Origin of the sequence: Synechococcus sp. CCY 0621 (assembly GCF_019038465.1) — a bacterium.
Taxonomy (GTDB): Bacteria; Cyanobacteriota; Cyanobacteriia; order PCC-6307; family Cyanobiaceae; genus Cyanobium.
On sequence record NZ_JAFKRH010000030.1, the window covers coordinates 38,268 to 64,484 of the forward strand.

20 protein-coding genes are annotated in these 26,217 nt (G+C 69.1%); 15 read left to right on the forward strand and 5 right to left on the reverse strand.

Going from position 1 to position 26,217, the window contains the following annotated elements:
* Nucleotides 1–18: 18 nt before the first annotated feature.
* A complete protein-coding gene (locus KUG43_RS08940) occupies nucleotides 19–1,593 on the reverse strand; it encodes an NCS2 family permease (RefSeq protein ID WP_216908240.1) in 1,575 nt (524 codons plus the stop codon).
* Complete coding sequence (def, locus tag KUG43_RS08945) at nucleotides 1,586–2,080, reverse strand: peptide deformylase (protein ID WP_216908242.1); 495 nt, start codon at nucleotides 2,078–2,080, stop codon at nucleotides 1,586–1,588. The genes KUG43_RS08940 and def overlap by 8 nt, the downstream gene beginning before the upstream one ends.
* An 85-nt stretch (nucleotides 2,081–2,165) precedes the next feature.
* Here def and KUG43_RS08950 point away from each other — a divergent pair, with 85 nt between their 5' ends.
* Genes KUG43_RS08950 through KUG43_RS08960 form a run of 3 tightly spaced genes read left to right on the forward strand, consistent with a single transcriptional unit; the run spans nucleotide 2,166 to nucleotide 4,732 of the window.
* On the forward strand, nucleotides 2,166–3,038 hold the full coding sequence (locus tag KUG43_RS08950; protein ID WP_216908243.1) for a formyl transferase: 873 nt from the start codon (nucleotides 2,166–2,168) through the stop codon (nucleotides 3,036–3,038).
* On the forward strand, nucleotides 3,035–4,042 hold the full coding sequence (locus KUG43_RS08955; protein WP_216908245.1) for a polysaccharide deacetylase family protein: 1,008 nt from the start codon (nucleotides 3,035–3,037) through the stop codon (nucleotides 4,040–4,042). Before KUG43_RS08950 ends, KUG43_RS08955 begins: the two co-directional genes overlap by 4 nt.
* Before the next feature lie 42 nt (nucleotides 4,043–4,084).
* The gene (locus tag KUG43_RS08960; RefSeq protein ID WP_286194578.1) at nucleotides 4,085–4,732 is read left to right on the forward strand and encodes a DedA family protein; all 648 of its coding nucleotides are present in this window, start codon (nucleotides 4,085–4,087) and stop codon (nucleotides 4,730–4,732) included.
* Between the two features lie 21 nt (nucleotides 4,733–4,753).
* Here the strand turns inward: KUG43_RS08960 and KUG43_RS08965 are convergent, their stop codons facing one another.
* Nucleotides 4,754–6,574 (reverse strand): SLC13 family permease, encoded by a 1,821-nt coding sequence (locus KUG43_RS08965; protein ID WP_216908249.1) that lies wholly within the window; start codon nucleotides 6,572–6,574, stop codon nucleotides 4,754–4,756.
* A gap of 8 nt (nucleotides 6,575–6,582) precedes the next feature.
* Nucleotides 6,583–8,463 (reverse strand): APC family permease, encoded by a 1,881-nt coding sequence (locus tag KUG43_RS08970; protein WP_216908251.1) that lies wholly within the window; start codon nucleotides 8,461–8,463, stop codon nucleotides 6,583–6,585.
* Between the two features lie 266 nt (nucleotides 8,464–8,729).
* On the opposite strand from KUG43_RS08970, the gene KUG43_RS08975 reads away from it, so the two are divergent.
* From KUG43_RS08975 to KUG43_RS09020, 10 genes are all read left to right on the forward strand, one after another.
* Entirely contained in the window at nucleotides 8,730–11,495 is a 2,766-nt protein-coding gene (locus KUG43_RS08975) for a cation-translocating P-type ATPase (protein ID WP_216908253.1), read from the forward strand.
* Nucleotides 11,496–11,666: 171 nt separating this feature from the next.
* Nucleotides 11,667–13,583 (forward strand): NAD(P)H-quinone oxidoreductase subunit F, encoded by a 1,917-nt coding sequence (locus KUG43_RS08980; protein WP_216908255.1) that lies wholly within the window; start codon nucleotides 11,667–11,669, stop codon nucleotides 13,581–13,583.
* On the forward strand, nucleotides 13,583–15,139 hold the full coding sequence (locus tag KUG43_RS08985) for an NADH-quinone oxidoreductase subunit M (RefSeq protein WP_216908257.1): 1,557 nt from the start codon (nucleotides 13,583–13,585) through the stop codon (nucleotides 15,137–15,139). Before KUG43_RS08980 ends, KUG43_RS08985 begins: the two co-directional genes overlap by 1 nt.
* Nucleotides 15,136–16,446 (forward strand): CO2 hydration protein, encoded by a 1,311-nt coding sequence (locus KUG43_RS08990; RefSeq protein WP_216908259.1) that lies wholly within the window; start codon nucleotides 15,136–15,138, stop codon nucleotides 16,444–16,446. Before KUG43_RS08985 ends, KUG43_RS08990 begins: the two co-directional genes overlap by 4 nt.
* A 10-nt stretch (nucleotides 16,447–16,456) precedes the next feature.
* Nucleotides 16,457–16,858, forward strand: coding sequence for a fasciclin domain-containing protein (locus KUG43_RS08995; protein ID WP_216908261.1), 402 nt, complete (start codon nucleotides 16,457–16,459; stop codon nucleotides 16,856–16,858).
* The gene (locus KUG43_RS09000; RefSeq protein ID WP_216908263.1) at nucleotides 16,855–17,904 is read left to right on the forward strand and encodes an amino acid ABC transporter substrate-binding protein; all 1,050 of its coding nucleotides are present in this window, start codon (nucleotides 16,855–16,857) and stop codon (nucleotides 17,902–17,904) included. Before KUG43_RS08995 ends, KUG43_RS09000 begins: the two co-directional genes overlap by 4 nt.
* A 69-nt stretch (nucleotides 17,905–17,973) precedes the next feature.
* Nucleotides 17,974–19,035, forward strand: a complete 1,062-nt coding sequence (locus KUG43_RS09005) for an amino acid ABC transporter substrate-binding protein (protein ID WP_216908265.1) — start codon at nucleotides 17,974–17,976, stop codon at nucleotides 19,033–19,035.
* Nucleotides 19,035–20,072 (forward strand): ABC transporter permease subunit, encoded by a 1,038-nt coding sequence (locus KUG43_RS09010; RefSeq protein WP_286194579.1) that lies wholly within the window; start codon nucleotides 19,035–19,037, stop codon nucleotides 20,070–20,072. The genes KUG43_RS09005 and KUG43_RS09010 overlap by 1 nt, the downstream gene beginning before the upstream one ends.
* A 1-nt stretch (nucleotide 20,073) precedes the next feature.
* Entirely contained in the window at nucleotides 20,074–21,285 is a 1,212-nt protein-coding gene (locus tag KUG43_RS09015) for an amino acid ABC transporter permease (RefSeq protein ID WP_216908267.1), read from the forward strand.
* Between the two features lie 50 nt (nucleotides 21,286–21,335).
* Nucleotides 21,336–22,085: an amino acid ABC transporter ATP-binding protein gene (locus tag KUG43_RS09020; protein WP_286194580.1), complete on the forward strand. Its 750-nt coding sequence runs from the start codon at nucleotides 21,336–21,338 to the stop codon at nucleotides 22,083–22,085.
* Between the two features lie 6 nt (nucleotides 22,086–22,091).
* Here the strand turns inward: KUG43_RS09020 and KUG43_RS09025 are convergent, their stop codons facing one another.
* Nucleotides 22,092–23,657 carry a glycoside hydrolase family 57 protein gene (locus tag KUG43_RS09025; RefSeq protein WP_216908269.1) on the reverse strand — a complete coding sequence of 522 codons (1,566 nt, stop codon included), beginning with the start codon at nucleotides 23,655–23,657 and terminating at the stop codon, nucleotides 22,092–22,094.
* Nucleotides 23,658–23,754: 97 nt separating this feature from the next.
* Between KUG43_RS09025 and KUG43_RS09030 the strand changes: the two genes are divergently transcribed.
* Entirely contained in the window at nucleotides 23,755–25,380 is a 1,626-nt protein-coding gene (locus KUG43_RS09030) for a 2-isopropylmalate synthase (RefSeq protein WP_216908271.1), read from the forward strand.
* Nucleotides 25,377–26,213 carry a carbohydrate ABC transporter permease gene (locus tag KUG43_RS09035; protein WP_216908273.1) on the forward strand — a complete coding sequence of 279 codons (837 nt, stop codon included), beginning with the start codon at nucleotides 25,377–25,379 and terminating at the stop codon, nucleotides 26,211–26,213. The genes KUG43_RS09030 and KUG43_RS09035 overlap by 4 nt, the downstream gene beginning before the upstream one ends.
* Nucleotides 26,214–26,217: the final 4 nt, after the last annotated feature.

The following is a 26,217-nucleotide window of genomic DNA, read 5'->3' on the forward strand; positions in this document are numbered from 1 at the left end:
CCCTAGGCAGCGCCCAGTTCAGCGCTGCGGACGTCCCAGAAGGAACACCACCGCCATCGCCAGATAGCCCAGGGCCCAGGGGGTGCCGCTGCCCCAGCCGGGGTCGAGGACGGTGTCGGCCAGGGTGAAGCTCCAGGCATGGATCAGGCCCAGCCAGGAGGCGGCCGCCGCCACCAGGGCGCAGGCGGCGGCGGCGCGGAAGCGCTGCTCAATCACGTAGACGAGCATCGCCGCCAGCAGCATCGCCGCCAGGATCTGGCCCTGCTCAAGGGCAAAGGCCCCCGCAGCCCACACATCCGCCTGTTGCAGCGGCGGCAGCAGCTGGGGACCGAAGGGATTCGCTGGGGTGCCGCTGCCGCCGGCCCGCAGCCCCGCCTTCAGCATCAGGGAGCCCCAGCCGGCCAGGCCCGGCAGGAGCCCCAGGGCGACGGCAGGGGCGTGGGCCGGCGGCGTGGCCTGGAAGGCCTGGGCCGCCATCACCAGGGCGATGTAGAGCACGATCGCCATGCCGGCCTCGATCGGCACCAGCTGGCCCACCACCCCGAACAGTCCGAACAGGCAGCCCAGGCCCATCACCAGGCCGTTGAGCCAGGAGTAGCCGATGCGGGCGCCCATGCCCTTCCAGCCGGGGTGACCGATGTAAATGGTGGTGGGGAAGCAGGAGCCCAGCAGGGCGGCGGCGACCGTGCCGATGCCATTGATCAGCAGCGAACTCTTCACCGGGTAGGCATCGCCGGCCGCCTCGGCGCTCTCCAGGTTCTGCAGCGAGCCCAGCAGGTTGAACAGGCCCATGGGTACGGTCACCCCCAGCCAGGGCAACAGCTCATCGCGGCCGGCCCAGAGGGCGCCCACCTGGGGCAGGGGCAGGTGCAGCCCGACCTGGGCCAGGTTGGTCTGCCAGGTGGGGCCATCCAGCCGCAGCAGGCCCGTGGCCGCGGCCAGGACGATGCCCACCAGCACCGCCAGCACGCCGCCCGGCAGGGGCAGTCGGGCCTGGCCGAAGTAGGCCAGCAGGATCACCGCCAGCACCGCCAGCCCCACCACCGGGACGGCGTAGGTGCGCAGCAGGAAACCCAGCCCGATGTAACCGAGGGCAATGCCGGCCAGGGTGGAGAGCAGGGCCGCACGGGGTAGCCAGTGCCGCAGGGGGGCCACCAGGAAGGCACCCCCCGCCTCGATCAGCCCCGAGCCGAGGCATGCCAGCAGGCCGGCGCGCCAGGAGAGCAGCGAGGCGGCCTGGGAATCCAGGCCCTGGCCGATGGCCGCCAGCTTCACCGGCAGCATCACCAGAAACACATAGGCGAACAGGCTGACCGTGTTGATGCCGTAGGGCAGGGCGGTGCGGTCGTCCCGGCCTTCGCGCCGGCCCAGGCGGTGGGCCTGGACGGCATAGGCCACGTTGCCCACCACCAGGCTGATGCCCGTGGCCGGCAGGATCGTGCCGAAGATCAACCCATCGGGATACCCCAGCACGCCGCGGCAGAGGGCCACGATCAGCAGGATCTGGATCAGGTTGTCGAGCCCGAGGCCCAGGAAGCCGTCCAGGTCGCCGCGCACCCACCAGCGGGGTGTTGGCCTGACGAGCTCAGCCATGGGGCATCCCCGCCGGCATCCGATCCGGGAACAGCACCCCATCAAGGTGGTCGCACTCGTGCTGCACCACCCGGGCATGGAAGCCCTCCACCTGGCGCTCGAACGCCCGCCCCTGGCCGTCAAATCCCCGGTAGTGCAGGCGGCGCCAGCGGGGCACCCGGGCGCGCCAGCCGGGCACGCTCAGGCAGCCCTCCCAGGCGTCGTCGTCGATCGCCTCATCCAGGGGGGTGAGCACGGGATTGATCAGCACCGTCTCCGGGATGGCGGGCGCCTCCGGGTAACGGGGGTTGCGGGTGATGCCGAAGATCACCACCCGCAGGGGCACGCCGATCTGGGGGGCCGCCAGGCCGGCGCCGTTGCTGGCGGCCATGGTGTCGCGCAGGTCGTCGAGCAGGGCCGGCAGGGCGGGGTCATCGAACCGCTGCACCGGCGCACTCACCTGCCGCAGGCGGGGATCTCCGATGGTCAGCACGTCACGGACGGCCATGGGCGGCTCTGGATCGGTCCCACTGTGCCGCCTTCCGGCCGCCCCGTCCGTACCATCCGCAGATGATGCTACGCCCGGCGACGCCATGGCCGTGAGCTCCCTGCGGGTGGCCGTGCTCTGCTGCGACGGCCTCTACCAGCGCCACCTGATCCGGCGGGCAGCCGAGGCGTTCACCCTGGTGGGCGTGGTGCTGCAGGTGTCGCCACCGGCCAGCCGCAGCTGGCCGGCCCGGCTGGCGAAGTACCGCCGCCCCCTGCGGCTGCTGCGCCAGCTGATCGCCCGCGTCCTGCTGCGGCCCCACGACCGGCGGGGCGCGGCCCTGCAGCGGCAGCTGTTCCACCACAACGGTGTCCCGCCGGAGCTGCCGGCCGAGGTGCCGGTGCTGGTCACGTCGGCCATCAACGAGGAGCGCAGCGCCGATTTCCTGCGCCAGGTCGCCCCCGACATCGTCCTGGTGAACGGCACCCAGCTGCTGCGGGCGCCGGTGCTGGAGCTGATCCCCGCCATCCGCCACGGCATTGTCAATCTGCATACGGGGCTGTCGCCCTATTCCCGCGGGGCCAACTGCAACCTCTACATGCTCCTGGAGGGGCATCCCGAGCTGGTGGGGGTCACGGTGCACCACATCGACCCCGGCATCGACAGCGGCGACATCATCCTGTCGGCCCACGTGCCGATCCAGCCCGACGACGACGTCGAGACCATCGAGGTGCGCAGCTTCCAGGTGGGCATCGAGCTGCTGATCGAGGCGGCCCGCCGGCTCGAGGCCGGCACCGCCCCGCGGGTACCCCAGTGGGAGAAGGGCAAGCTGTTCCTTAGGCGCACCGGCTACGTCTACGAGCCCTGGCAGCGGCTGCTGGCCAACCGCCGCATCGCCCGGGGGCTGGTGCGCGACTACCTGGCCGACCAGGGGCGCCGCGATGGGGCCGTGCGAGTGGTGCGGGGGGAGCAGCCATGAGCCGCCTGGGGCGGGCGGCCAACCGGGCGGCGGACCTGCTGTTCCTGCCGCCCCTGGATCGCCTCTGGCGCCGTCGCCTGCGGGGCAAGGTGCTCTGCCTGCTCTACCACCGGGTGGAGGAGCCTGGCCGGGTGCCCTTCCTCGACCGCTTCGGGGTGCCGCCGATCCCCCCCGCCGCTCTGGCGGCGGAACTGGGGTTCCTGCGGCGCAACGGCGCCCGCTTCCTTACCTATGCCGATCTGAGGGCGGGCCGCTTCCCTTCCGCTGAGGAGTTCGCGGTGATCGTCAGCTTCGATGACGGCCTGCGCTGCAACTACGAGGAAGGGATGGACGTCCTGCAGGCGCTGGGCATCCCCGCGGTGTTCTTCCAGTCCACCGGGATGCTCGCCGGTGGGGAGCTGGTCTGGGAGCACGCCCTCTACTGGTACGCGGCCCACCCCACCCTGGCGCCCCGCCTGGAGGAGCTGGCCCGGCGCCGGCTGGATCTGCCGGCCGACCTGCGGGGGGCAGCCCTGATCGCCCGGCTGCGGGATGCCACCCCCATGGCCGGGGTGCGGAATCTGCTGGCGGAGCTGGCCGAGTGCTGGAGTACGGCCGGCGCGCTGGTGGCGGCGGCCGATGGCCTTTACCCCAGCGAGGCCCACCTGCGCCGGGCCCGTGACGCCGGCCATGAGGTGGGCAGCCACGGCCACCACCATGTCCCCCGCTGCAGCATCAGCCCGGCGGAGTTCGAGCAGGAACTGGTCCGATCAGGCGCCGTGCTCGGCGGGGTGCTGGGGGAAGCGCCCCGGTCGTTCTCCTACCCCTTCAACAGCCATCTGCCCGGCGACGGGGACATCTGCGGCCGCCACTACCTCCAGGTGGCCACCGTCGACGCCGCCCTGGTGACCCCCACCACCCCGGCCCTGGAGCTGCCCCGCTTCACCTGGCCGGGGCCCCACGCCAACCCGCTGCGCCGCCGCCGCTGGCTCTGGACCGGAACACTGGCCTGGCCAGGGAGATAGGGTCTGGTTTCCTTCCTCGCTGCAATGGCCTGGCCCCTGGCCATGTTTGACGGGACCATCAGCCTCACCACCCTGGAATCCCTGCTCCACGACTGGGGGTACTGGGTGGTGTTCGGCGCCATGCTGCTGGAGAACGCCGGCGTGCCCCTGCCCGGCGAGACGGTCACCCTGCTGGCGGGCTACGCGGCCGGCAGCGGCCAGCTGCAGGTGCTCGGGGTGATGGGGGCGGCGGCCGGCGGAGCGATCCTGGGAGACAACATCGGCTACTGGGTGGGGCGCCGGGCGGGCTGGGGGCTGCTGCTGCGGGCGGGACGGCTGCTGGGCCGCAGTCCGGAGCAGATGGAGGCCCTGCGGGAGCGCTTTCTGCGCCATGCCGGCAAGTCGGTGCTGCTGGGCCGGTTCGTGGCGGTGCTGCGGGTGCTGGCCGGCCCGATCGCCGGGGCCGTGCGGATGCCCTACCGCCGTTTCCTGCTGTTCAACATGCTCGGAGCCGTGCTCTGGGCTTCGACGATGGTGGGGCTGGCCTGGCTCGGCGGGCGCTGGGTCCCCTTTGATCAGATGGTGAAGGGGGTCGTCGAGTTCGGCCTCGGCGCCCTGGTGCTGCTGGTGATCGTGCTGGTGGTGCCGAAGCTGGTGGCCCGCTTTGAGGAGGCCCAGCTGGAACAGGAGGCCAAGGATCCTCCCGCCTGAGCGACTCGGGCCGGCGGCCGCCTACAGGCCGAAGTGTCGGCAGATCAGCCACGGCACCACCAGGGCCAGCCCGATGGAAAGGGGGGCCCCGTAGCGGGCCATGTCGAGGAAGCGGTAGCGGCCGGGGCCGAACACCATCAGGTTGGTCTGGTAGCCGATCGGGGTGAGGAAGCTCTGGCTGGCGGCGAAGGTGATCGCGAAGATGAAGGCCATCGGTGGCATCGCCAGCCCCTTGGCCAGTTCGGTGGCGATCGGGATCAGCAGCACCACGGTGGTGCCGTTGCTGAGCGCCTCTGTGAACAGCTGACCCAGCACGAACACCACCAGCAGCACCCCATAGGCGGGCCAGCCCCTGAGGGACTGCAGAAGATCGGTGGCCAGGGCCTCCGCCAGGCCGGTCTTCTGCATCGCCACGCTGAAGCAGGAGAGGGAACCCAGCAACAGGATCACGTCCCAGCGAATCGAGCGCAGCAACTCCCCGGAGCGCAGGCAGCCCGTGGCCACCATCGCCACCATCGCCAGCAGCACCGAGGCCATCAATGGAAGGATCTTGAGCATCGGCAGCAGGATCATCAACGCCGCGATCCCCATGGCGATGAACTTGCGATCGGTGGTGGGCAGGTCCTTCTCGAGCTCATCGAGCAGCACGAGGTCGTTGTTGGCCTGCATGCCGCGAATGGCATCCACAGGCGCCTGCAGCAGCAGCACGTCGCCGGCCTGCAGCACCACCCGGCCCAGCAGTTCCCGCAGCACCTGGTTGCCCCGCCGCACCGCCAGCAAGGTGGCGTTGTAGCGCTGGCGAAAGCGCATGTCCCGCACACTCGCCCCGGCCAGGGTGGAACCATTGGGCAGCAGCACCTCCACCACCCGCTGGGGGGAGGTCGTCTCGCCGGCCAGCTCGCGCAGGTCCTCCTCCTGCTCGCCGATCGGGGCGAGGGTGACGGTGTGCTCCTGCTGGAGACGCAGCAGGTTGTCGCGGTTGCAGCGCAGCAGCAGCCGGTCACCGGCCTGCAGGGGCAGGTCGGCCAGGGGGGCGGTGAAGCTGTCCTGGCCCCGGTGCAGCTCCAGCACATCCACGTCGAAGCGCCGCTGCAGGCGGCTGTTGTGGAGCGACTGGCCAATCAGCTCGGACTGCTCCGGGATCAGCACATCGGTGAGGTAGCCGTCACGGGCGAGGCCGCCGAGCAGGTCTTCATCGCCCTTGCCGCGGTCGGGCAGCAGCCGATCGGAGACCACCAGCATGTACAGCCCCCCCAGCAGCCACACAGGGATGCCGATGGCCGTGAAGCTGAACAGCTCCAGGGAACCGAAGCCCAGCTGGCGGCTCACATCGCTGGCCAGCAGGTTGGTGGAGGTGCCGAGCAGGGAGATGGTGCCGCCCAGCACGGTGGCGAACGACAGGGGCAGCAGCACCTTTGAGGGGGAAACGCCACGCCGGTGGCACCAGCCTTCGATCACCGGAAGCAGGGTGGCCACGATCGGGGTGTTGGGGATGAAGCCCGAGATCGGGGCCACCACCCCCACCATCAGGGCGATCATGCGCTTGGGGCTGCGCACGGCGTCGGAACCGATCAGGGCCCGCAACCGATCCAGGCCGCCACTGCGGAACAGGCCGGCCGAGACGGCGAACAGGCCCATCAGGGTGATCAGGGCGGGGCTGCCGAAACCCTGCACCGCCTCATCCGGCTTGAGCACCTGGAAGCTGACCAGCAGGGCCGCCGCCAGCAGGCCAGTGACTTCCGGGGCGAGCCAACCGGTGACGAACAGAACCATCGCCCCGACGAACACCGCCAGGGTGATGAGGCCTTCCGGTGTGGCGGCGACCGTGAGGAACGCTGGCATCGGGCCGTTCAGAGGTAGAAGCCGACCGTAGTAACGACCCGGGTGCCGCGCTCTCGCAGGGCCCGCCGCAGGCGGATCGTCGACTGGTTGTGCAACAGGTTCTCCCAGCGGTGGCGGGTGACGAACACCGGCAGCACCACCATGCAGAAGGAGTGGCGGTCCTTGTGGTGCTGCTGCTCGAAGCGCCCCACGAACTGGGCCACCGGGTCCACCAGGGAGCGGTAGGGGGACTCCAGCACCTCCAGCGGAACGTCCGGCAGCTGGCGGCTCCACTGCTCGCGGAAGGCCTCGGCGCGGCCGTCACCGAGATCAACATGCACCGCCACCAGGTCGCTGGCGTTGCTGCGGGCAAAGCAGAGGGCCTCGAGGGTGCCGCGGTGCAGCTGGCCCACCAGGACCACCGTGGGGGTGCCGCCACCGGGGGGCGGCGAGGCCGGCAGTTGCAGGCGCTCAACGGTGTCAAGGCGCAGACGCCTGGCCACGGCGTCGTAGTGGGTGCGAATGCGGAGATACAGCATCACCAGCAGGGGGATCGCCACCACCACCACCCAGGCCCCATGGGTGAACTTGCTGATCAGAAGGATCACCGCCACCACGGCGGTGATCGCTGCTCCGATGCCGTTGATCAGCGCCCGGGAGCGCCAGCCCCGGTCCTGCAGCTTCCACCAGTGCACCACCATCCCGGCCTGGGACAGGGTGAAACTGATGAACACCCCCACGGCATAGAGGGGGATCAGGCGGCTGACGCTGCCGTCGACGATCACCAGCAACAGGCCGGCGAGGGCGCTGAGGGCAAAGATGCCGTTGCTGAACACCAGCCGGTCGCCCAGGGAGCACAGCTGGCGGGGCAGAAAGCCGTCCTGGGCCAGGAAAGCGGCCAGCCGCGGGAAATCGGCGTAGGCGGTGTTGGCAGCCAGCAGCAGGATCAGCAGCGTCGCCAGCTGCAACAGGAACAGCAGCGGACCATCTCCGAAGATCCGCTCCCCCAGCTGATAGAGCAGCGTGGGCCCGTTGTCCTCCACCACCAGCCCGGCCTGGCTGGCCAGGGCGCTGATACCGCTGAACATCAGGGCCAGCATCAGCACCATCACCACCAGGACGCGACGGGCGTTGCGCCATTCCACCGGCTTGAAGGCGCCGACACTGTCGCTGATCGCCTCGATGCCGGTGAGGGCGGCGCAACCGGAGCTGAAGGCCCGCATCAGCAGCAGGGGGCCAATGGCCTGCAGCCCCTGGCTGCCCTGGTGGGCGGCTTCCAGCAGCCGCTGCTGCTCCGCCAGCGGCAGGGGGGAGAGCTGGCCCAACCCCGTCTTGATGAACCCCGCCACCACGAGAGTGACGACGGCGCCCATGAACAGAAAAGTGGGCAGACTCAGCAACCTGGCACTGGAGCTCACACCCCGCAGGTTGGCGAGCATCACCAGCAGCACCGCCAGCAGGCAGAGGGGCACCCGTACCGCAGCCAGTCCGGGGACATAGGAGGTGAGGGCGGCGATGCCAGCGGCCACGCTCACCGCCACGGTCAGCACGTAATCAATGGAGAGCGACGCGCCGGCCACCAGCCCCGCGGTCTGGCCGAGGTTCTGCTGCGAGACCCGGTAGGAGCCGCCCCCGTGCGGGTAGGCCTTGATCGTCTGCCGGTAGCTGCTGGCCACCACCAGCATCAGGGCCACGATCAGACCGGTGATCGGCAGGGTGAAGGGCAGGGCCGCCGCACCGCCCATCCCCAGCACCAGCACGATTTCCTGGGTGGCGTAGGCCACCGAGGAGAGGGCATCGGAGCTGAGGATCGCCAGGGCTTCGGCGTTGCTGTAGCGCTCCTCGTGATGGGCGCTGGTGGGCAGGGGAGAGCCGATCAACCGGCGCCGCAGGGTGTCGAGGCGGGACATGCGGCGTCGGCCCATCCTGTGAATGCCTTAGGACGCTAAGGGCCGTGGGCTCGACCGTCCTGCGCGCCCCAACCCGCCCGCTTCCGGCCTGGGCTGATCGGCGCCATGGGACCAACCTCGCTGTTGAGCACCCTCCTAATCCTGTTGATGGGCGTGCTGCTGGAGCGGCGATTGCAGCGCAGCGAGCCTGTCCTGGAGCGGACGCATCGCTGACGAACACCACTGCAGGGTGAGACTAATGTTCGGGCGATTCGTGAATCGCCACGTTGAACACCGCCACGACCGCGAGCCCCTGGCACGCCCTGGCTCCTGAGGAATGCCTCAAGGGCCTGGAGGCCAGCGCCGACGGCCTGAGCACGGCCCAATGTGCCGAGCGGCTGGCCAGGGTGGGGCTGAACCGGTTGGAGCTCAAGGCCGGCCGCAGCAACCTGCGCATCCTCTGGGATCAGTTCAGCAACGTGATGCTGATCATGCTGCTGGCCGTGGCGGCGGTGTCGGCCGGTGTGGCCTATGCGGCCCAGCGCTTCCCCAAGGACGCGATCGCCATCGTGCTGATCGTGGGCCTCAACGCCCTGCTGGGCTACCTGCAGGAAAGCCGCGCCCAGCAGGCGCTGCAGGCCCTGCGCGACATGGCCCAACCCCTGGTGACCGTGCGGCGTGACGGCATCTGGGAGCGGCTGCCCAGCGAGCAGCTGGTGCCGGGGGATCTGATCCGGGTGGAAGCCGGTGACAGGGTGCCCGCCGATGCCCGCCTGCTGGAGGTGGCCGAGCTGGGCCTGCGGGAGGCAGCCCTCACCGGCGAGGCCGAAGCGGTGAACAAGCTGGCCATGCTGGTGCTCGATCCCACCACCCCGGTCCTGGAGCGCCAGAACTGTCTGTTCCAGGGCACCGAAGTGGTACGCGGCCGCGGGCTGGCGGTGGTCAGCGCCACCGGCATGGACACCGAACTGGGCAAGATCGCCCAGATGATCAACACGGCGGGTGGCGAGACCACGCCGCTGCAGGAACGGCTCGACGGGCTGGCCAACGTGCTGGTGGTCTCCGCCCTCGCCCTGGTGGCCGTGGTGGTGCTACTGGGCTGGTTGCTGGGGCAGCGCCTGCTGGATCTGCTGGAGGTGGCCCTGTCGATGGCGGTGGCGATCGTGCCCGAAGGGCTGCCGGCGGTGATCACCGTGACCCTGGCGATCGGCACCCAGCGGATGGTGCAGCGCGCCGCCCTGATCCGCCGCCTGCCGGCGGTGGAAGCCCTGGGTTCGGTCACGGTGATCTGCACCGACAAGACCGGCACCCTCACCCTCAACCGCCAGGTGGTCCAGGAGCTGCGCAGCGGCACCACGGCGCTTGCGGTCAGCGGCAACGGCTACGACCCCCACGGGGACTTCCGGGCCACCGACCTGGCCCCGCCCGCTGGAGCCGAGGGCGGTCTGGCCCCAGGCGGCCGGAACCTGCTGCTCCAGGCCGGGGTGCTCTGCAGCGACGCCGAACTCAAGCAGGAACCCGACGGCCGCTGGGAGATCCTTGGCGATCCCACCGAGGGGGCTCTGGTGGTGGCGGCGGCAAAGGCCGACCTGGATGGTTTCGCCCTGCGCAGCCATTACAAGCGCGACGCCGAGATCCCCTTCAGCTCCGAGCGCCAGCTGATGGCTGTCTGGGTGCTGGACCCCGACGGCAGCCTGCAGGCCCCCCTGGGGGACACGGCGGCCGGCTCCACCACCTTGATGATCAGCAAGGGGGCCCCCGAGGTGATCCTCGGCACCTGTGATCGCTGGCTCGACGCCTCCGGCGTTGCTCCCCTGAGCGACGACCAGCGCCAGTGGTGGCTGGACCAGGCCCGCGATCTGGCCGCCTCCGGCCTGCGGGTGCTCGCCTTCGCCTGCGCCCCTCACCACCCCAGCCCCGAACACGAACTGGAGCACCAGGTGCTGCTGGGGCTGATGGCCCAGCTGGATCCGGCCCGCCCCGAGGTGGCCATGGCGGTCGCCCGCTGCCGGGAAGCTGGCATCCGCCCGGTGATGATCACCGGCGACCACCCCCTCACGGCCCGGGCCATCGGCGTCAACATCGGCCTGGTGGAACCTGGCGCCGAAGTGGTGCTCGGCCGGCAGCTGGAGGAGGCCGATGCCGCCGGGCTGGCCGCGATCGTCGCCCGCTGCAACATCTATGCCCGGGTGCCGCCCGAACAGAAGCTGCGCATCGTCAAGGCCCTGCAGGGCCTGGGCCAGGTGGTGGCCATGACCGGTGATGGTGTCAACGACGCCCCAGCCCTCAAGCAGGCCCACATCGGCGTGGCCATGGGCATCACCGGCACCGAGGTGAGCAAGGAGGCTTCCGACATGGTGCTGCTTGACGACAATTTCGCCACGATCGTCAACGCCGTGGAGCAGGGCCGGCTGGTGTACGCCAACATCCGCCGCTTCATCAAATACATCCTCGGCAGCAATGTCGGCGAGCTGATCACCATCGGCTCCGCCCCCCTGCTCGGTCTGATGGGCGTGCCGATGACCCCCATCCAGATCCTCTGGATGAACCTCGTCACCGATGGGGTTCCCGCCCTGGCCCTGGCCCTGGAGCCCGGGGAGGCCGGCCTGATGCAACGCCCCCCCGCCGAGCCCGGTGAATCGATCTTCGCCAGAGGGATCGGCAGCTACATCCTGCGCATCGGCGTGGTGTTCGCCGCCATCACAATCACGATGATGGTGCTGGCCTCCCGCGCTGGCGCCCCCTGGAAGACGATGGTCTTCACGATGCTGTGCCTGGCCCAGATGGGTCATGCCCTGGCCGCCCGCAGCGACCGTCCGCTGGTGCAGGTGAATCCCTTCACCAACCCCTGGCTGCTCGGGGCGGTGGTCTTCACCACGCTGCTGCAGTTGTCCCTGCTCTACGTCCCGGCGCTTGCCAAATTCTTTGGCACCGTGCCGCTCTCGGCCCGTGATCTGGGCATCTGCGTGGGCTTCAGTCTGGTGTTCTTCCTGTACCTGGAACTGGAGAAAGTTTGGCGGCTGTGGCGCCGCCGCCGCAGCGCCAACGCCTGAAGCCTGGGCCGCCTTGCCCAGGGGGGCGGCCGCCTCAGAAGAGGGCTGACTGATAACGACAGCTTGCAGATCCCATAGGACTTTCCTTTTCGGAAAGGTCTCCGCCAGGCGCCCGGGATCTTAGTGTTCGCCACCACGTGGGCCATCTCCGGTCCCGATTGTTCTCCCGCCATGACCCTGCTCCTCGCCCAGACGGCCTGGCTGGTTCCGCTGTATCCGCTGTTGGCGTCCCTGCTGTCGCTTCTGTGGTCTCCGGGGCTGATCTCGCGCACGGGTCCACGCCCCTGCGGCTATCTCAACCTCAGCCTGGTGAGCGTGGCGTTCGTCCATAGCGCCGCCGCCCTGATGGCCCTCCATTCCAATTCCGCCGCCGGTGCCGCTGCCCTCTACAAGCCCCTCACCTTCGGCTGGACCTGGCTGGAGACCGCCGGGCTGAAGGTGGGCTTCGACGGCCTGATCACCGAGCCGGCCCTGATCGCGATGACGGTGATCACCGGCCTGCATGTGCTGGTGCAGATCTATTCCATCGGCTATCTGGAAATGGACTGGGGCTGGCCCCGCTTCTTCGGTTCCCTGAGCTTCTTCGAGGCTGGTCTGTGCGCCCTGGTGCTCACGGATTCGCTGTTCTTCAGCTATGTGATCCTCGAACTGCTCACCCTCGGCACCTACCTGATCGTGGGCACCTGGTACAACCAGCCCCTGGTTGTGAAGGGCGCCAGGGATGCCTTCCTCACCAAGCGGATCGGCGACCTGATCCTGCTGGCGGGCCTGATCGCCCTGCTGCCGATCACCGGCACCTGGAACTTCCACGGGCTGCAGGCCTGGGCCGCCGATCAGGTCAACAACGGCAACCCCCTTCCCCAGGTTCTGCCGTTGATCCTGCTGGCCTTGATCGCCGGGCCGATGGGCAAGTGCGCCCAGATCCCCCTGCACCTGTGGCTCGATGAGGCCATGGAGAGCCCCTTGCCCTCCACCGTGCTCCGGAACTCGGTGGTGGTGGTGGGCGGCGCCTGGGTGCTGCTGCGGCTCGAGCCCCTGATCGAACTGAGCCCCCTGGTGCAGACCGTGCTCGTGATCGTGGGCGGAACCACTGCGCTGGTGGCCTCCCTGATCGCCCTCGCCCAGATCGATGTCAAACGCGCCCTCTCCTTCCTGGTGAGCAGCTGGCTCGGCCTGCTGTTCGTGGCGGTGGGTCTGGGCGGCATCAGCGTGGCCGATCACCTGATGCTGGTGTATCCCCTGCCGATGGCGCTGATGTTGATGGTGATCGGCGCCATCGTGATCACCAACGTCACCCAGGACCTCACCCAGCTGGGGGGCCTGTGGAGCAAGCGTCCGCTGATGGGCCTGGCCTTCCTCACAGGCGCCGCCGGCCTGATGGCCTTGCCGCCGTTCGGTGGCTTCGCCGCCCTGCGCGAGCTCATGGAGCTGACGGCCGAGAGCTCCCATCCGGTGTTGCTCGGTTGCCTGGTGCTGTTCACCAATGCCCTGATCAGCGCCGGCCTGATCCGGGTGTTCGGACTGATCTGGGGCGGGCGTCCGTCGGTGTTCACCACCCGCTCCGCGGAGGTGCTGTGGCTGATGGCCCTGCCCACCTTCGTGCTCATGGGTCTGGTGCTGCACCTGCCGCAGCTGATGGTGATCAACGGCGTCTTCGCCCTGTCCCCCCTTCCGGGCTGGGGTCCGCTGGCGGTGCCTCTTCTGATCTCAACCCTCGTGGGCGTCGGCCTCTCGGCGGCCTTTTACCTGCGGCCCCACCCCCTGGCCCATCTGCCCGCCGCCCTCGGCGGCCTGCAGGACTGGCTGGCCCACGACATGCAGACCGAGCGCTTCTACCACCGCACCGTGGTGTGGCTGGTGGTGGCCCTGGCCCGGCTCAGCGCCTGGTCGGATGACCGGCTGATCGAGGGCTTCAGTGGTGCCTCCGGCAGTGCCGCCCTCGAGGGTGCACGCCGTCTCAGCTTCACCACCTCAGGCCGCACCCAGGCCTATGCCCTCACCCTCGTTCTCGGGGTGCTGCTGATGGCCGCCTGGCTGCTGGCCTCCGCCCCTTCCGTTCCGTCCGAACTCATTCGCCCGTTCCGCTGATGGGATCGTCCTCGCTCCTGCTTCTCCTGGCCGCACCCCTGGCCGGCACCCTGCTGCTGCCCCTGCTGCCGGCAACCGTTCCTTCCGTTCGGGTCCGTGGCATCGCGGCCCTGTTCGGCGCCCTTCAGCTGCTGGTGGGCCTGCTCTGTTGGCAGCACCCCCCCGCCGACCTGCAGCTGTCCTGGCTGCCGAAACTCGGGCTCAGGCTCGATCTCGGTCTGGATGGCCTCTCGCTGCCGCTGGTGCTGCTCACCGCGCTGATCACCTCTCATTCGATCCTCTCGGCAGCGGCTGACCAGTCCCGGCCGCGGCTGTTCTTCTCGCTGATGCTGGCCACCAACCTGGGTGTCGTCGCGGGTTTGCTGGCCCGCAACGCCCTGCTGTTCCTCCTGGCCTTCGAGCTGGTGTTGATCCCGATCACCCTGCTGGTGGCGGTCTGGGGGGGCGAGAAACGGGCCGGTGCCGCGGTGCGTTTCCTGCTCTACAGCGCCGTCTCCGGCCTGGCCCTGCTGGCGGCCGTGCTGGCCTTCGCCTGGTTCAATCCCGCCGGTCCGCTCTTCGCCTTCGAGGATCTTCGCCAGGCCCAGTTCTCCCCCACGGCCCAACGCTGGATCCTGGCCTTGCTGCTGCTTTCCTTCGGCCTGAAGCTTCCCGTCTTTCCCCTGCACGGCTGGCAGCCCTTCACCTACGGCCAGGCCCCCACCCCTGTGGTGATGCTGCTGGCTGGCTCCGTCTCCAAGCTGGGCGCCTACGGCCTGCTGCGTTTCGGCGTGGGCTTCCTCCCGGACACCTGGGCCGCCTGGTCGCCCTGGATCGCCGCCGCCGGCGCCATCAGCGCGGTGTACGGGGCGCTCAACGCCATCGCCCAGAGCGACATCCGCCGCCTGATGGCCTACAGCTCCCTCGGCCACATGGGCCTCCTGGTGCTGGGGCTCTCCGCCGCCACCCCCCTCAGCCTGCAGGGCGCGGTGGCCCAGATGCTCGCCCACGGCATGATCGTGGCCCTGCTGTTCGCCTGCGTGGGGCTGATCGAGCGCAAGACCGGCACCACCGCCATCCCGGAGCTCTCGGGCCTGATGAATCCGCTGCGCGGGCTGCCCTTCACCATGGGCATGCTGCTGCTGGCCATGATGGCGGCCGCCGGCATCCCCGGCCTGGCGGGCTTCCCGGCCGAGCTGCTGGTGTTCGAGGGCAGCTGGACCACCTTCCCCCGCGCCACCCTGGTGAGCCTGATCGCCTCGGGCTTCACCGCCGTCTACGCCATCCGCCTCTTCAACAGGGTGGGCTTCGGCCGCCTCGACAACGAGCGTGCCGACTGGAGCTCCACCTGCTGGAGCGAGCGGGCGCCGGCCATGGCCCTCACCGTTCTGGTGATCGCGGCGGGGCTCTGGCCTACGGCCCTCACGGGCTGGAGTGAGACCGAATCCACGGGTCTGGCCCTGCGCACCCAGCCGTTCCTCAGCCGGGATGCCGCCCAGCCCCTCACCCTCGCCGCCGCCGCCTCCCCCCTGGTCGCCGTCACCCTCCCTTCCGCCTCGGAGCTGCGCACGTCATGACGCCCCCCACCGCCACGGCCCCCGAGCCCGTCACTGCTCCCCTGATCCCGCCCTCCACCCATCGCTATGCCGATGTGATCCACCGGCTGGAGGCCGGCGGCTCGATGCTGCCGGACACGCCGGAGAACCTGATGCAGATCATCGGCATCTACAAGGCCTATGCCGTGCCGATGGACTTCTACTGGCGCGACCTGCTCTACATCGCCGAGCAGGTGTTTCTCGATCCCCTGCCGGCCTTCAAGTACTTTCCCAGTCAGGAGTACCTCGATCTCCCCAATTCCTACGCCGGCGATCAGTCGAAGCTGCGGATCTGGCGTGGTGGTGAAAAGGCCCATCCTGAACTGCTGGAGTTCATGGAGAAGGGCGAAACCGGCAAGATGTCGAAGCTGCTCCATCACCTCTGGCACGACCGGATCAACATGGAGTTCGCCGAGGCATGCATGGAAGCCATGCTCTGGCATCAGGGCATGGGCGGCCGCTTCTACGACTATCTCGCCAGTGAGGCTTACCGGGCCAACGCCGACCGCGCCATCAAGGCCTACTTCCGCGGCAATCCGCTGATGCTCGGCCTCTATCGCCTGTTCCCTGAGATGTTCATGGAGCAGGTGAAGAAGATGAGCTATTACGCCAATCTCGGCCTGTTCTGGGAGGTGATGGCGCCGGTATTCTTCGAGATGAGCGACATCTACGACGAGGGAGGTTTCAAGGGTGTTCCCGACGCCATGAACTTCCTGGTCAACGGCATCTTTGCCGTAGCGGGCCGGCCCATCTATCACCACGTTTACATCAAGGGTGAGTGTTTCGAGATCATCCCCAAGAGCGAAGGCTTCACCTGGCTCTATGAAGCGGCTCTCCCCTACGTGGAGGCAGTCTTCTATCGCACGGCGCCATTTCGCGGCACCAAGAGCTACAACGCCCAGGCCTATCAGGTGCCTGCCGATCAGGCCGACTTTCACTACGGCATCCTCTATGCCGACGTGTTCCCCGTGGGCTCGGCCGGCATCCCTCCCACCCTGCTGATGCAGGACATGCTGCATTTCCTGCCGCCCTATCTGGAGGAGCTCTACAAGCAGCACAAGCGTGGCGATGAGGACAAGCTCATCCAGCTGGGCATCACCTTCCAGCGCTCCATGTACAACGTCACCTCGGCGGTGATCCAGGCCCTGCGCTGCGCCCTGCTCTATCCGCTGGATGACACCGATCCGGAACACCTGATGGCCAACCGGCGCTTCTTCGAGGCCCAGATGGACCGCTTCCTGCGCCCCGAGGCACGCCTGCCCCAGATCCAGACCCCGGACTACCGCTAGGAGATCCCCCATGGCCAACATCATCGAAACCGCCAAGGGTGCCGGCTGCTTCGGCACCCTGCTGACCGCCGTCGAGGTGGCCGGACTCACCGGGGCCCTCGAGAGCCCCGGCCCCTTCACCGTCTTCGCCCCCGTCGACGACGCCTTCGCCGCCCTGCCGCCTGGCACGGTCCAGACCCTGGTGGACAACGTCCCCCAGCTGGCCCGGATCCTCAAATTCCATGTGCTCTCCGGCGCCTACCGGCGGGAGCAACTGATTGAGCAGCTGGAATGGGAGAGCCTGGAGGGGGCTCCGGTGGCGATCCGCCGGGCTGAACCCTTCGAAGTCAAGAACGCCACCGTCGTCTCCGCCGACATCGTCTGCGACAACGGCATCGTGCATGTGATCGACCGGGTGATCCTGCCCGGATGACCAGAGCGGGCCTGCTGGCACTGGCGGCACTCTTTGGCCTGATGGGCTGCGCCGCCGGCAACGAGTCCCCCGGCAGCCCCACCATGGCCAAGATCCGCGAACGGGGACGGCTGGTCTGCGCCGTCGATGGCGCGGTGCCGGGGTTCAGCACCGTGGGCCCCGGCGGCGCCTTCGTGGGCATCGACGCCGATTTCTGCCGGGCAGTGGCCGCGGCGGTGCTCGGGGATGCCACCAACGTGGAGTTCCGGCCGGTGACGGCCGGCGAGCGCTTCGTGGCCCTCAGCAGCGGCGAGGTGGACCTGCTCTCGATCAGCTCCACCCACACCCTCAGCCGCGACGCCCCGGGCGGCAACACCCTCAGCTTCGGGCCTGTCTTCTTCTATGACGGTCAGGGGGTGATGGTGCCCAGGGCCAGTGGCATCCGCCGCCTGCGGGATCTGGACGGCAAGCCGATCTGCGTCGAGAGCGGCACCAACACCGAGCTCAACCTGGCCGATCGCATGCGGGAGCTGGGGGTCGCCTACCAGCCGCTGCGCTTCCAGTCGGGCGAGCAGGCCTACCCCGCCTACGAGCAGGGCCGCTGCGCCGCCATCACCAGCGACAGCTCCCTGCTGGCGGCCAAGCGCAGCGGCTTCAAGGATCCTGCCGCCCATGGGCTGCTCCCGGAGCTGCTGAGCAAGGAACCCAGCGCCAAGGTGACGGTGCAGGCGGATCCTGCCTGGGCTGATGCGGTGCGGTGGGTCACCCACACCCTGGTTCAGGCGGAAGAGAGCGGCCTCACCCAGGCCAACGTCGAGGCCCGTGCTGCCGCGGCCCGGCGTGACGCCAGCCAGGCCGAAGAGCGCCGCTTCCTGGGGGTGGAGGGGGATTTTGGCCGCCAGCTGGGCCTGCCGGCCGACTTCACGGTGCGGGTGGTGAAAGCGGTGGGCAACTACGGCGAGCTGTTCGAGCGGCACCTCGGCCGCGCCACCCCCCTGGGTCTGGAGCGGGGCCTCAACCGCCTCTGGACGCGCGGCGGTCTGCACATCGCGCCCCCCTTCCGCTGAGGAGGTTCCGGGCGGCCTACCTGTGCCGGCCCGCACCTGCAACAATGCGGCCACCTTAAGGAAGCAAGCATGCTCTGGAACCGGACCCGCTCCCTCGGGGCTTCCCTGCTGGCAGCCGGCCTGCTCGCCGGTTGTGCTGGGGATGATGGCGGAGTGCAGAGCCAGAAGCTCTCCACGATCACGGGGCGGGGCAAGCTGGTCTGCGGTGTGGAAGGCAAGCTGCCCGGCTTCAGCTTCGTGGGCCCCGACGGCAAGTACCTGGGCCTCGACGTGGACGTCTGCAAGGCGGTGGCCGCCGCGGTCCTGGGGGATCCGGCCAAGGTGGAGTACCGCGACCTGAACTCCAGCGAGCGCTTCGCGGCCCTGGCCAGCGGCGAGGTGGACCTGCTCTCGCGCAACACCACCATGACCCTGAGCCGCGATGCGGCCGGCGGCAACGGGCTCAGCTTCGCCCCCACCACCTTCTACGACGGTCAGGGCGTGCTGGTGCCCGTGGCCAGCGGCATCAAGGACCTCAAGGGCCTGGCCGGCAAACCGATCTGCGTGGAGAGCGGCACCACCACCGAGCTCAACCTGGCCGACCGGATGCGGGAGCAGAACATCCCCTACACGCCGCTGAAGTTCCAGACCAGCGACCAGACCTTCGCCGCCTACCTCGGCGACCGCTGCGTGGCCGTCACCAGTGACCGCTCCCAGCTGGCCGGCAAGCGCACCAGCTTCCCCAAACCGGACGCCCACACCCTCCTGCCGGTGGTGATGAGCAAGGAGCCCCTCACCCCCGCCACCACCAACGGTGATCCCGCCTGGGCCGATGCGGTGCGCTGGATCGTCTATGGCCTGATGCAGGCCGAGGAGAGCGGCATCACCCAGGCCAATGTGGACGCCAAGCTGGCCGAAGCCAAGGCCAACACCAACCAGGCCGACCTGCGCCGCTTCCTGGGGGTGGAGGGTGACTTCGGCAAGCAGCTCGGCCTGCCGCCCGACTTCGTGGTCAAGGCGGTGAAGGCCGTGGGCAACTACGGCGAGATCTTTGATCGCAACGTCGGCCCTGCCTCCGCCCTCAAGCTCGACCGGGGCCTCAACCGCCAGTGGAAGGATGGCGGACTGATCTACTCGCCGCCCTTCCGTTGATGGCGCCGGTCCCCCCCGCCGACCCGTCCCCATCGCCACTGTCTGCCGCGAAACTGCCTGCCCCCAAGCCGCCCTGGTGGCGCGACCGCCGCGTCGTTCCCTGGGTGGTGCAGGCCGTTGTGGGTCTGCTGGTGCTGCTGCTGATAGCCTTCCTGCTCGGCAATCTGATCCGCAACCTGACGGCGGCCGGACTGCTGCTGAGCTGGCGCTGGCTGCAGCAGCCGGCCGGCTTCGACATCTCGGAATCGGTGATTCCCTTCAATGCCCAGCTGCCTTACTGGCGCGCCCTGGCCGCCGGCTTGGTCAACACGATCCGGGCGGTGCTGGTGGGTCTGGTGGGGGCCACCCTGCTGGGCACCCTGGTGGGTATGGCCTCCTTCAGCCACAACGGCCTGCTGCGGCGTCTAGCCAGGGTCTACGTGGAGGTGGTGCGCAACATCCCCCTGCTGCTGCAGCTGGTGTTCTGGTACTTCGTGGTGTTCCTCACCCTGCCGAACGGCCTGGCGGCGATCCAGCTCCCTGGGGTGGTGCTGGCCAAGTCGGGGCTGTACGTCGCCGGGCTGGGTGAGGGACTGCGCTGGATGGGCCCCACCCTGGTGAACGGGGTCTGGCAGGCCCCGCTCCGCCTGAGCGTCGAATTCGGCGCCCTGCTCACCGGATTGATCGTGTATTCGGGGGCCTTCATCGCCGAAGTGGTGCGGGGCGGCATCGCCGCCGTGCCGAAGGGACAGTGGGAGGCGGCCTCCTCCCTGGGCCTGAGCTGGTTCGCCACCCTGCGCCGCATCGTCCTGCCCCAGTCGCTGCGGGTGATCGTGCCGGGGCTGAACACCCAGTACATCTCCCTGGCCAAGAACTCCTCCCTGGCCGTGGCGGTGGGCTACACCGACCTTTATTCGGTGGCCGAAACCACCCTCAACCAGACCGGCCGGGCGGTGGAGGTGATCCTGGTGCTGCTGGCGGCCTACCTCACCCTCGACCTGCTGATCTCGGCTCTGATGAACGGCCTCAACCACCTTGTTCAGATCCGGGAGCGCTGAGATGAACTCCCAGCTGCGGCGGCTGCGCGCCGAACTCTTCGCCACCCCCGCCGACGCGGCGCTGAGCCTGGTCCTGATCACGCTTCTCGGCTTGGGGGCCTTCGGGTTCCTGCGCTGGGCCCTCACCCAGGCCCAGTGGGCCGTGGTGCGGGTGAACAGCACCCTTTTCGCCGTGGGCCGCTACCCGGTGGAGCAGCAGTGGCGGCTTTGGCTGCTCACCGCCCTGCTGGTGGCAGCCAGCGGCGCCACCTGGGGCCTGCTGCGGGCCCACCCCCGCCCCGATCGCACCGGCGTGCGCTGGCCGCGCAACGACCGGCTGGCCGTGGGGCTGCTGGCCCTGATCGCCTTGGCCGTGCCCTGGGCCCTCGCCCTGACCCTGGCGATCCAGTCCCGCTGGTGGGGGCTGCTGCTGCTGCTGGTGCTCTGCCGCTGGCTGGCCGGCCGCCACGGGGCGAACCTTTCGCCCACCGGCCGGCGGCTGGCCGCCCTGGTGTGGCCGGTCATCTATCTGGTGGGCATGGTGCTGATCAGCGGCGGCCTGGGCCTGGTCACCGTCTCCCCCTCGGAGTGGGGCGGACTGATGCTCACCCTGCTGGCCTCCAGCTTCGCGATCCTGCTGTGTTTCCCGATCGGGGTGCTGCTCGCCCTCGGGCGCCGCAGCGACCTGCCCCTGCTGCGCTGGGGTTCGGTGCTCTACATCGAGTTCATCCGCGGAGCCCCCCTGATCACCCTGCTGTTCCTCGGCCAGAACATCCTCGGTTTTCTGCTGCCCGGCGGCCTGGCCCCCGAGCGGGTCTGGCGGGCGGCCTGGGTGCTCACCTTCTTCGCCGCCGCCTATCTGGCGGAGGCAGTGCGCTCCGGCCTGGCGGCCGTGCCCCGGGGCCAGCTGGAGGCCGCGCGCTCCCTCGGCCTCTCCTATCCGAAGGCCCTGCAGCATGTGGTTCTGCCCCAGGCCCTGCGGGTGGCCCTGCCGGCGATGGTGGGCCAGTTCATCTCGCTCCTGCAGGACACGACCTTGCTGTCACTGATTGGATTGCTGGAACTGCTCGGCACGGCCCGCACCGTGATGGCCAACCCGGCTTTCTTGGGGCGGAACGGAGAGGTGTACCTCACCCTGGCGCTGCTGTTCTGGGGTTGCTGTGCCGCCCTCGGGCTGGGCAGCCGGGCCCTGGAGCGGCGCCTTGATCCCCACGCGGTGCCCAGCGCCACCTGAGCAGCGTTCTTCATTCCCTCCTCCCCCGCACCGATCCCGCGTCCCGCCCCATGAGCCAACCCAGCAGCGAACTGATGATCGAGGCGCGGGCCGTCGAGAAGTGGTATCCCAACGGCTTCCAGGCCTTGCGCGGCGCCAGCCTGACGGTGCGGCGCGGCGAGGTGGTGGTGATCATGGGCCCCTCGGGTTCGGGCAAGAGCACCTTCATCCGCACCTTCAATGCCCTGGAGGATTTTCAGAAGGGCAGCATCACCGTCGACGGCATCGTGCTCTCCGACGACCTGCGCAACATCGACGCCGTGCGCCGGGAGGTGGGAATGGTGTTCCAGCAGTTCAACCTGTTTCCCCACCTCTCGGTGCTCGACAACCTCACCCTGGCCCCGGTGCTCGTGCGCAAGCGGCCGAAGGCTGAGGTGGAGCAGCAGGCCTGGGCCCTGCTGGAGCGGGTCGGCATCGCCGAACAGGCGGGCAAGTATCCGGGCCAGCTCTCGGGGGGCCAGCAGCAGCGGGTGGCGATCGCCCGAGCCCTCTGCATGGAGCCCCGCATTTTGCTGTTTGATGAACCCACCAGCGCCCTCGACCCGGAGATGGTGCGGGAGGTGCTGGAGGTGATGCAGAACCTCGCCGCCGACGACATCACCATGGTGGTGGTGACCCACGAGGTGAAGTTCGCCCGCCATGTGGCCCACCGGGTGGTGCTGATGGCTGAAGGCGAAGTGGTGGAGGAGGCCGAACCGGAGGTGTTCTTCACCAACCCCAGCCACCAGCGCACCCGGCGCTTCCTGGATCAGATCCTCTGAATCGCCCTAGGAGCGCGTCGCCCAGTCGGCCGCGTTCAGCTCCGGGAACAGGCCATCCTCGCGTAGCACCCCCACCAGCCATTCCTCGGGCAGGTCGGTGCCGTGCTCGAGGGCATCGATCAGGCGCCAGAAGCGGTCGAGGTGGCGGTGGATCCGCTCGCGGGCCAGGCCGGTGGTGGTGCCGGCCCTCAGGATGAAGCTCCAGTCGGAACTCTGGGCCAGCAGCAGTTCGCGTCCCGCCTGGGTCAGCAGGGCGCGTTGATCCGTGCTGCCCACTCCCCGGTTGACCCGCTGCACCATGGCGCGGGAGGCGCGCTGCCATTCCGCCACGACCCAGGCGTTGGTGTCGTTCAGCCAGTAGTCGTGGTACCCCCCCTGGCCCCAGCTGGAGGGGGCCGGCCGGCAGACCTGCAGGGCCCGGTTCTGGCTGAGCACGTCGCGCAGGTGGGTGAAGCCCACGCCCATCGCCGGGCCCTGACGGAACAGCTCGGCCAGGAACTGGGGCCCTTCAAACCACCAGTGGCCGAACAGTTCGGCATCGAAGGGCGCCACCAGCAGCGGTGGCGGTTCGATCGTGGCGGCGAGGTGGGCCATCTGCTCGGAGCGACCGCGAAGAAAGGCCGCCGCATGCTGCTTCACCTTGTCCGCCGCCCGCTCCGGGTCGTAGGGCTGCTTCAGCTCCAGGGGACAACCCTGGGCGCTGACCCGGTGCAGCTTGAGACCGAGGGGGCGCCGGTCGCGGATGCCGAAGGCGCCAAGCGCCTCTTCCGGCAGGTCCCAGCCCAGGTCACGGTGGAACTCCCGGTAGGCGCCATCGCCGGGATACCCCTGACTGGCACTCCACACCGGCAGGGTGGACTCACTGTCACGGGCGAAGAAGGCCACCCCAGCGGTGGAGCAGATCGGCGCATAGACCCCGTAGCGGGGACGGGGCAGGCCATGGAGCAGGCCATGGCCATCGAGCAGGGAGTAACGCAGGCCGCACTCAGCCAGGAGCCGGTCGAGGTCCTCGTAGTAGGCGCACTCCGGCAGCCAGATGCCCAGGGGACGCACACCAAGCAGCCGCTGATGCTCGCGCACGGCGGTGAGCAGCTGGGCCCGCACTGCCTCCGGCGAATCCCGCAGCAGGGGCAGGTAGCCGTGGGTGGCGCCGCAGGTGATCAGATCCAGGACCCCCTGCTCCTGGAGCCGACGGAACCCGGGCAGCAGACTCCCCCCCTGCTGGCGCCACTGGGCCTCGATGGCCGCGAGCGTGGTCTGGAGCTGGCGCGCCGGCAGCACCAGCTCCGGTTCCGCCTGGTCGAGCAGGGTCCGGCGCAGGGCCAGCCAGGCCGGGAAACGGCTGTTCAGGGCCCTGTCGTTCAGCAGCGACAGCAGGGTGGGGGAGAGGCCGAGGGTGAGTTTCGGCCATTGCTCAGGGTCGGCGGCGGCCCGCTCCAGCACGGCCAGCAGCGGCAGATAGCATTCCTGCAGGGCCTGGAAGTACCAGTCCTCCTCCAGCGAACCCGGTTCTCCCGTTCGCACGTAGGGGAGGTGGGCATGCAACACCAGGGCCAGATCGCCTGCGGCCATGGGGAAACCTCTGTGGAGCCACTGTACGTTCCACTCCCGGAGCAAGGCCGTCGGGCGCCTAGAGTGCGCCTAACTCATAGCTGTTCCGCTTAACCCCATGGCCCGCGATCCCGGCCGGGTATTGATTTTCGATACCACCCTCCGCGACGGGGAGCAGTCCCCCGGCGCCAGCCTCAACCTCGAGGAGAAGCTCGCGATCGCCCAGCAGCTGGCCCGCCTGGGGGTGGACATCATCGAAGCCGGCTTCCCCTTCGCCAGCAGCGGCGATTTTCACGCCGTTCAAAAGATCGCCGCCACCGTGGGCACCCCGGACGGGCCCGTGATCTGCGGCCTGGCCCGGGCCGCCAGCGGAGACATCAAGGCCTGCGCCGAAGCCGTGGCCCCGGCGGCCCACCGGCGCATCCACACCTTCATCGCCACCAGCGACATCCATCTGGAGCACAAGCTCCGCAAGACCCGCGCCGAGGTGCTCGCCATCACCGCGGAGATGGTGGCCTACGCCCGCTCCCTGGTCGACGACGTGGAGTTCTCCTGCGAGGACGCCGGCCGCAGCGACCCTGAGTTCATGCATCAGGTGATCGAGGCGGCAATCAACGCTGGCGCCACCACCATCAACATCCCCGACACGGTGGGCTACACCACCCCGGCGGAATTCGGCGAGATCATCGCCGGCATCAACCGCTCGGTGCCCAACATCGACCAGGCGGTGATCTCGGTGCATGGGCACAACGATCTCGGTCTGGCCGTCGCCAACTTCCTCGAGGCCGTCAAGAACGGCGCCCGCCAGCTGGAGTGCACCATCAACGGCATCGGCGAACGGGCCGGCAACGCTTCCCTCGAGGAGCTGGTGATGGCGCTGCACGTCCGCCGCAGCTACTTCAATCCGTTCCTGGGCCGGCCGGCGGAGCAGCGCGACCCTCTCACCAACGTGCGCACCGAGGAGATCACCAAGACCTCCCGGCTGGTGTCCAACCTCACCGGCATGGCGGTGCAGCCCAACAAGGCGATCGTGGGCGCCAATGCCTTCGCCCATGAGTCCGGCATCCACCAGGACGGGGTGCTCAAGAACCGGCTCACCTACGAGATCATCGACGCCCGCACCGTCGGCCTGGCCGACAACCGCCTCTCCCTCGGCAAGCTCTCGGGCCGCAGTGCCTTCCGGGCCCGGCTGGAGGAGCTCGGCTACACCCTGGAGCGCACCGACCTCGACGACGCCTTCGCCCGCTTCAAGGAGTTGGCCGACCGCAAGCGGGAGATCACCGACCGGGATCTGGAGGCGATCGTCAGTGAGCAGGTGCAGCAACAGGACGGCCCCCGTTACGTCCTTCAGTCGGTGCAGGTGAGCTGTGGCACCAACCTGCAGCCCACCGCCACCGTCACCCTTCGGGATGGCGATGGCATCGATCTGACCGAGGCGGCGATCGGCACCGGTCCTGTGGATGCGGTCTGCCAGGCGCTCAACCACCTGGCCCAGGTGCCGAACGAGCTGGTGGAGTTCAGCATCAAGTCCGTCACCGAGGGCATCGACGCCATGGGTGAGGTGACGATCCGCCTGCGCCACCAGGGGGTGCTCTATTCGGGCCATGCAGCCGACACCGACATCGTCGTGGCGGCGGCCCAGGCCTTCGTCAACGCCCTCAACCGGCTCGTCTCCGGCAGCCAGCGCGCCCCGCTCCACCCCCAGAAGACGGCCCTTCCGGTGGCGGAACTGCCGCGTCTGTGAACGCCCCCAACCGCTCCCCGCTGGCCACCGGGCTGCAGCTCGCCCTGCTGCTGCTGGTGGCGGTGCTGCTGCTGCTGCCCCTGCTGTGGCTGGTCAGCACCTCCCTGAAGGGGCCGGCGGAGGACATCTTCACCAGCCCCCCGGCCCTGCTGCCGAGCCAGCCGAGCCTGGAGGCCTACGGCCGCCTGTTCGCCGCCAATCCCATGGGCACCTACCTGCTCAACAGCACCATCGTCAGCGCCCTGGCGGTGCTGGCCAACCTGCTGTTCTGCTCCCTGGCGGCCTATCCCCTGGCCCGGATGCGCTTCCGCGGCCGCGGGCTGGTGCTGGCCCTGGTGGTGGCCACGATCCTGATCCCCTTCCAGGTGGTGATGATTCCGCTCTATCTGCTGATGGTGCAGATCGGCCTGCGCAACTCCCTCTGGGCCTTGATCGTGCCCCAGGCCGCCACGGCCTTCGGCATCTTCCTGCTGCGCCAGAGTTTCCTGGCGGTGCCGGTGGAACTGGAGGAGGCGGCCCGGATCGATGGCTGCACCCCCGTCGGCGAATGGTGGAACGTGATGCTGCCGGCGGCGCGGGCCGACCTGATCACCCTGGCGATGTTCGTGTTCATCGGCACCTGGAGTGATTTCCTCTGGCCGCTGATCATTCTCGACGACCCCAAGCTCTACACCCTGCCCCTGGGATTGCAGCAGCTGGCCAGCAGTTTCTCCCTCGACTGGCGCCTGGTGGCGGCAGGCTCGGTGGTCTCGATCCTGCCGGTGCTGCTGTTGTTCGTGCTGTTGCAGCGCTACATCCTTCCCAGCGCCAGCGGCGATGCCGTGAAGGGCTGAGAGG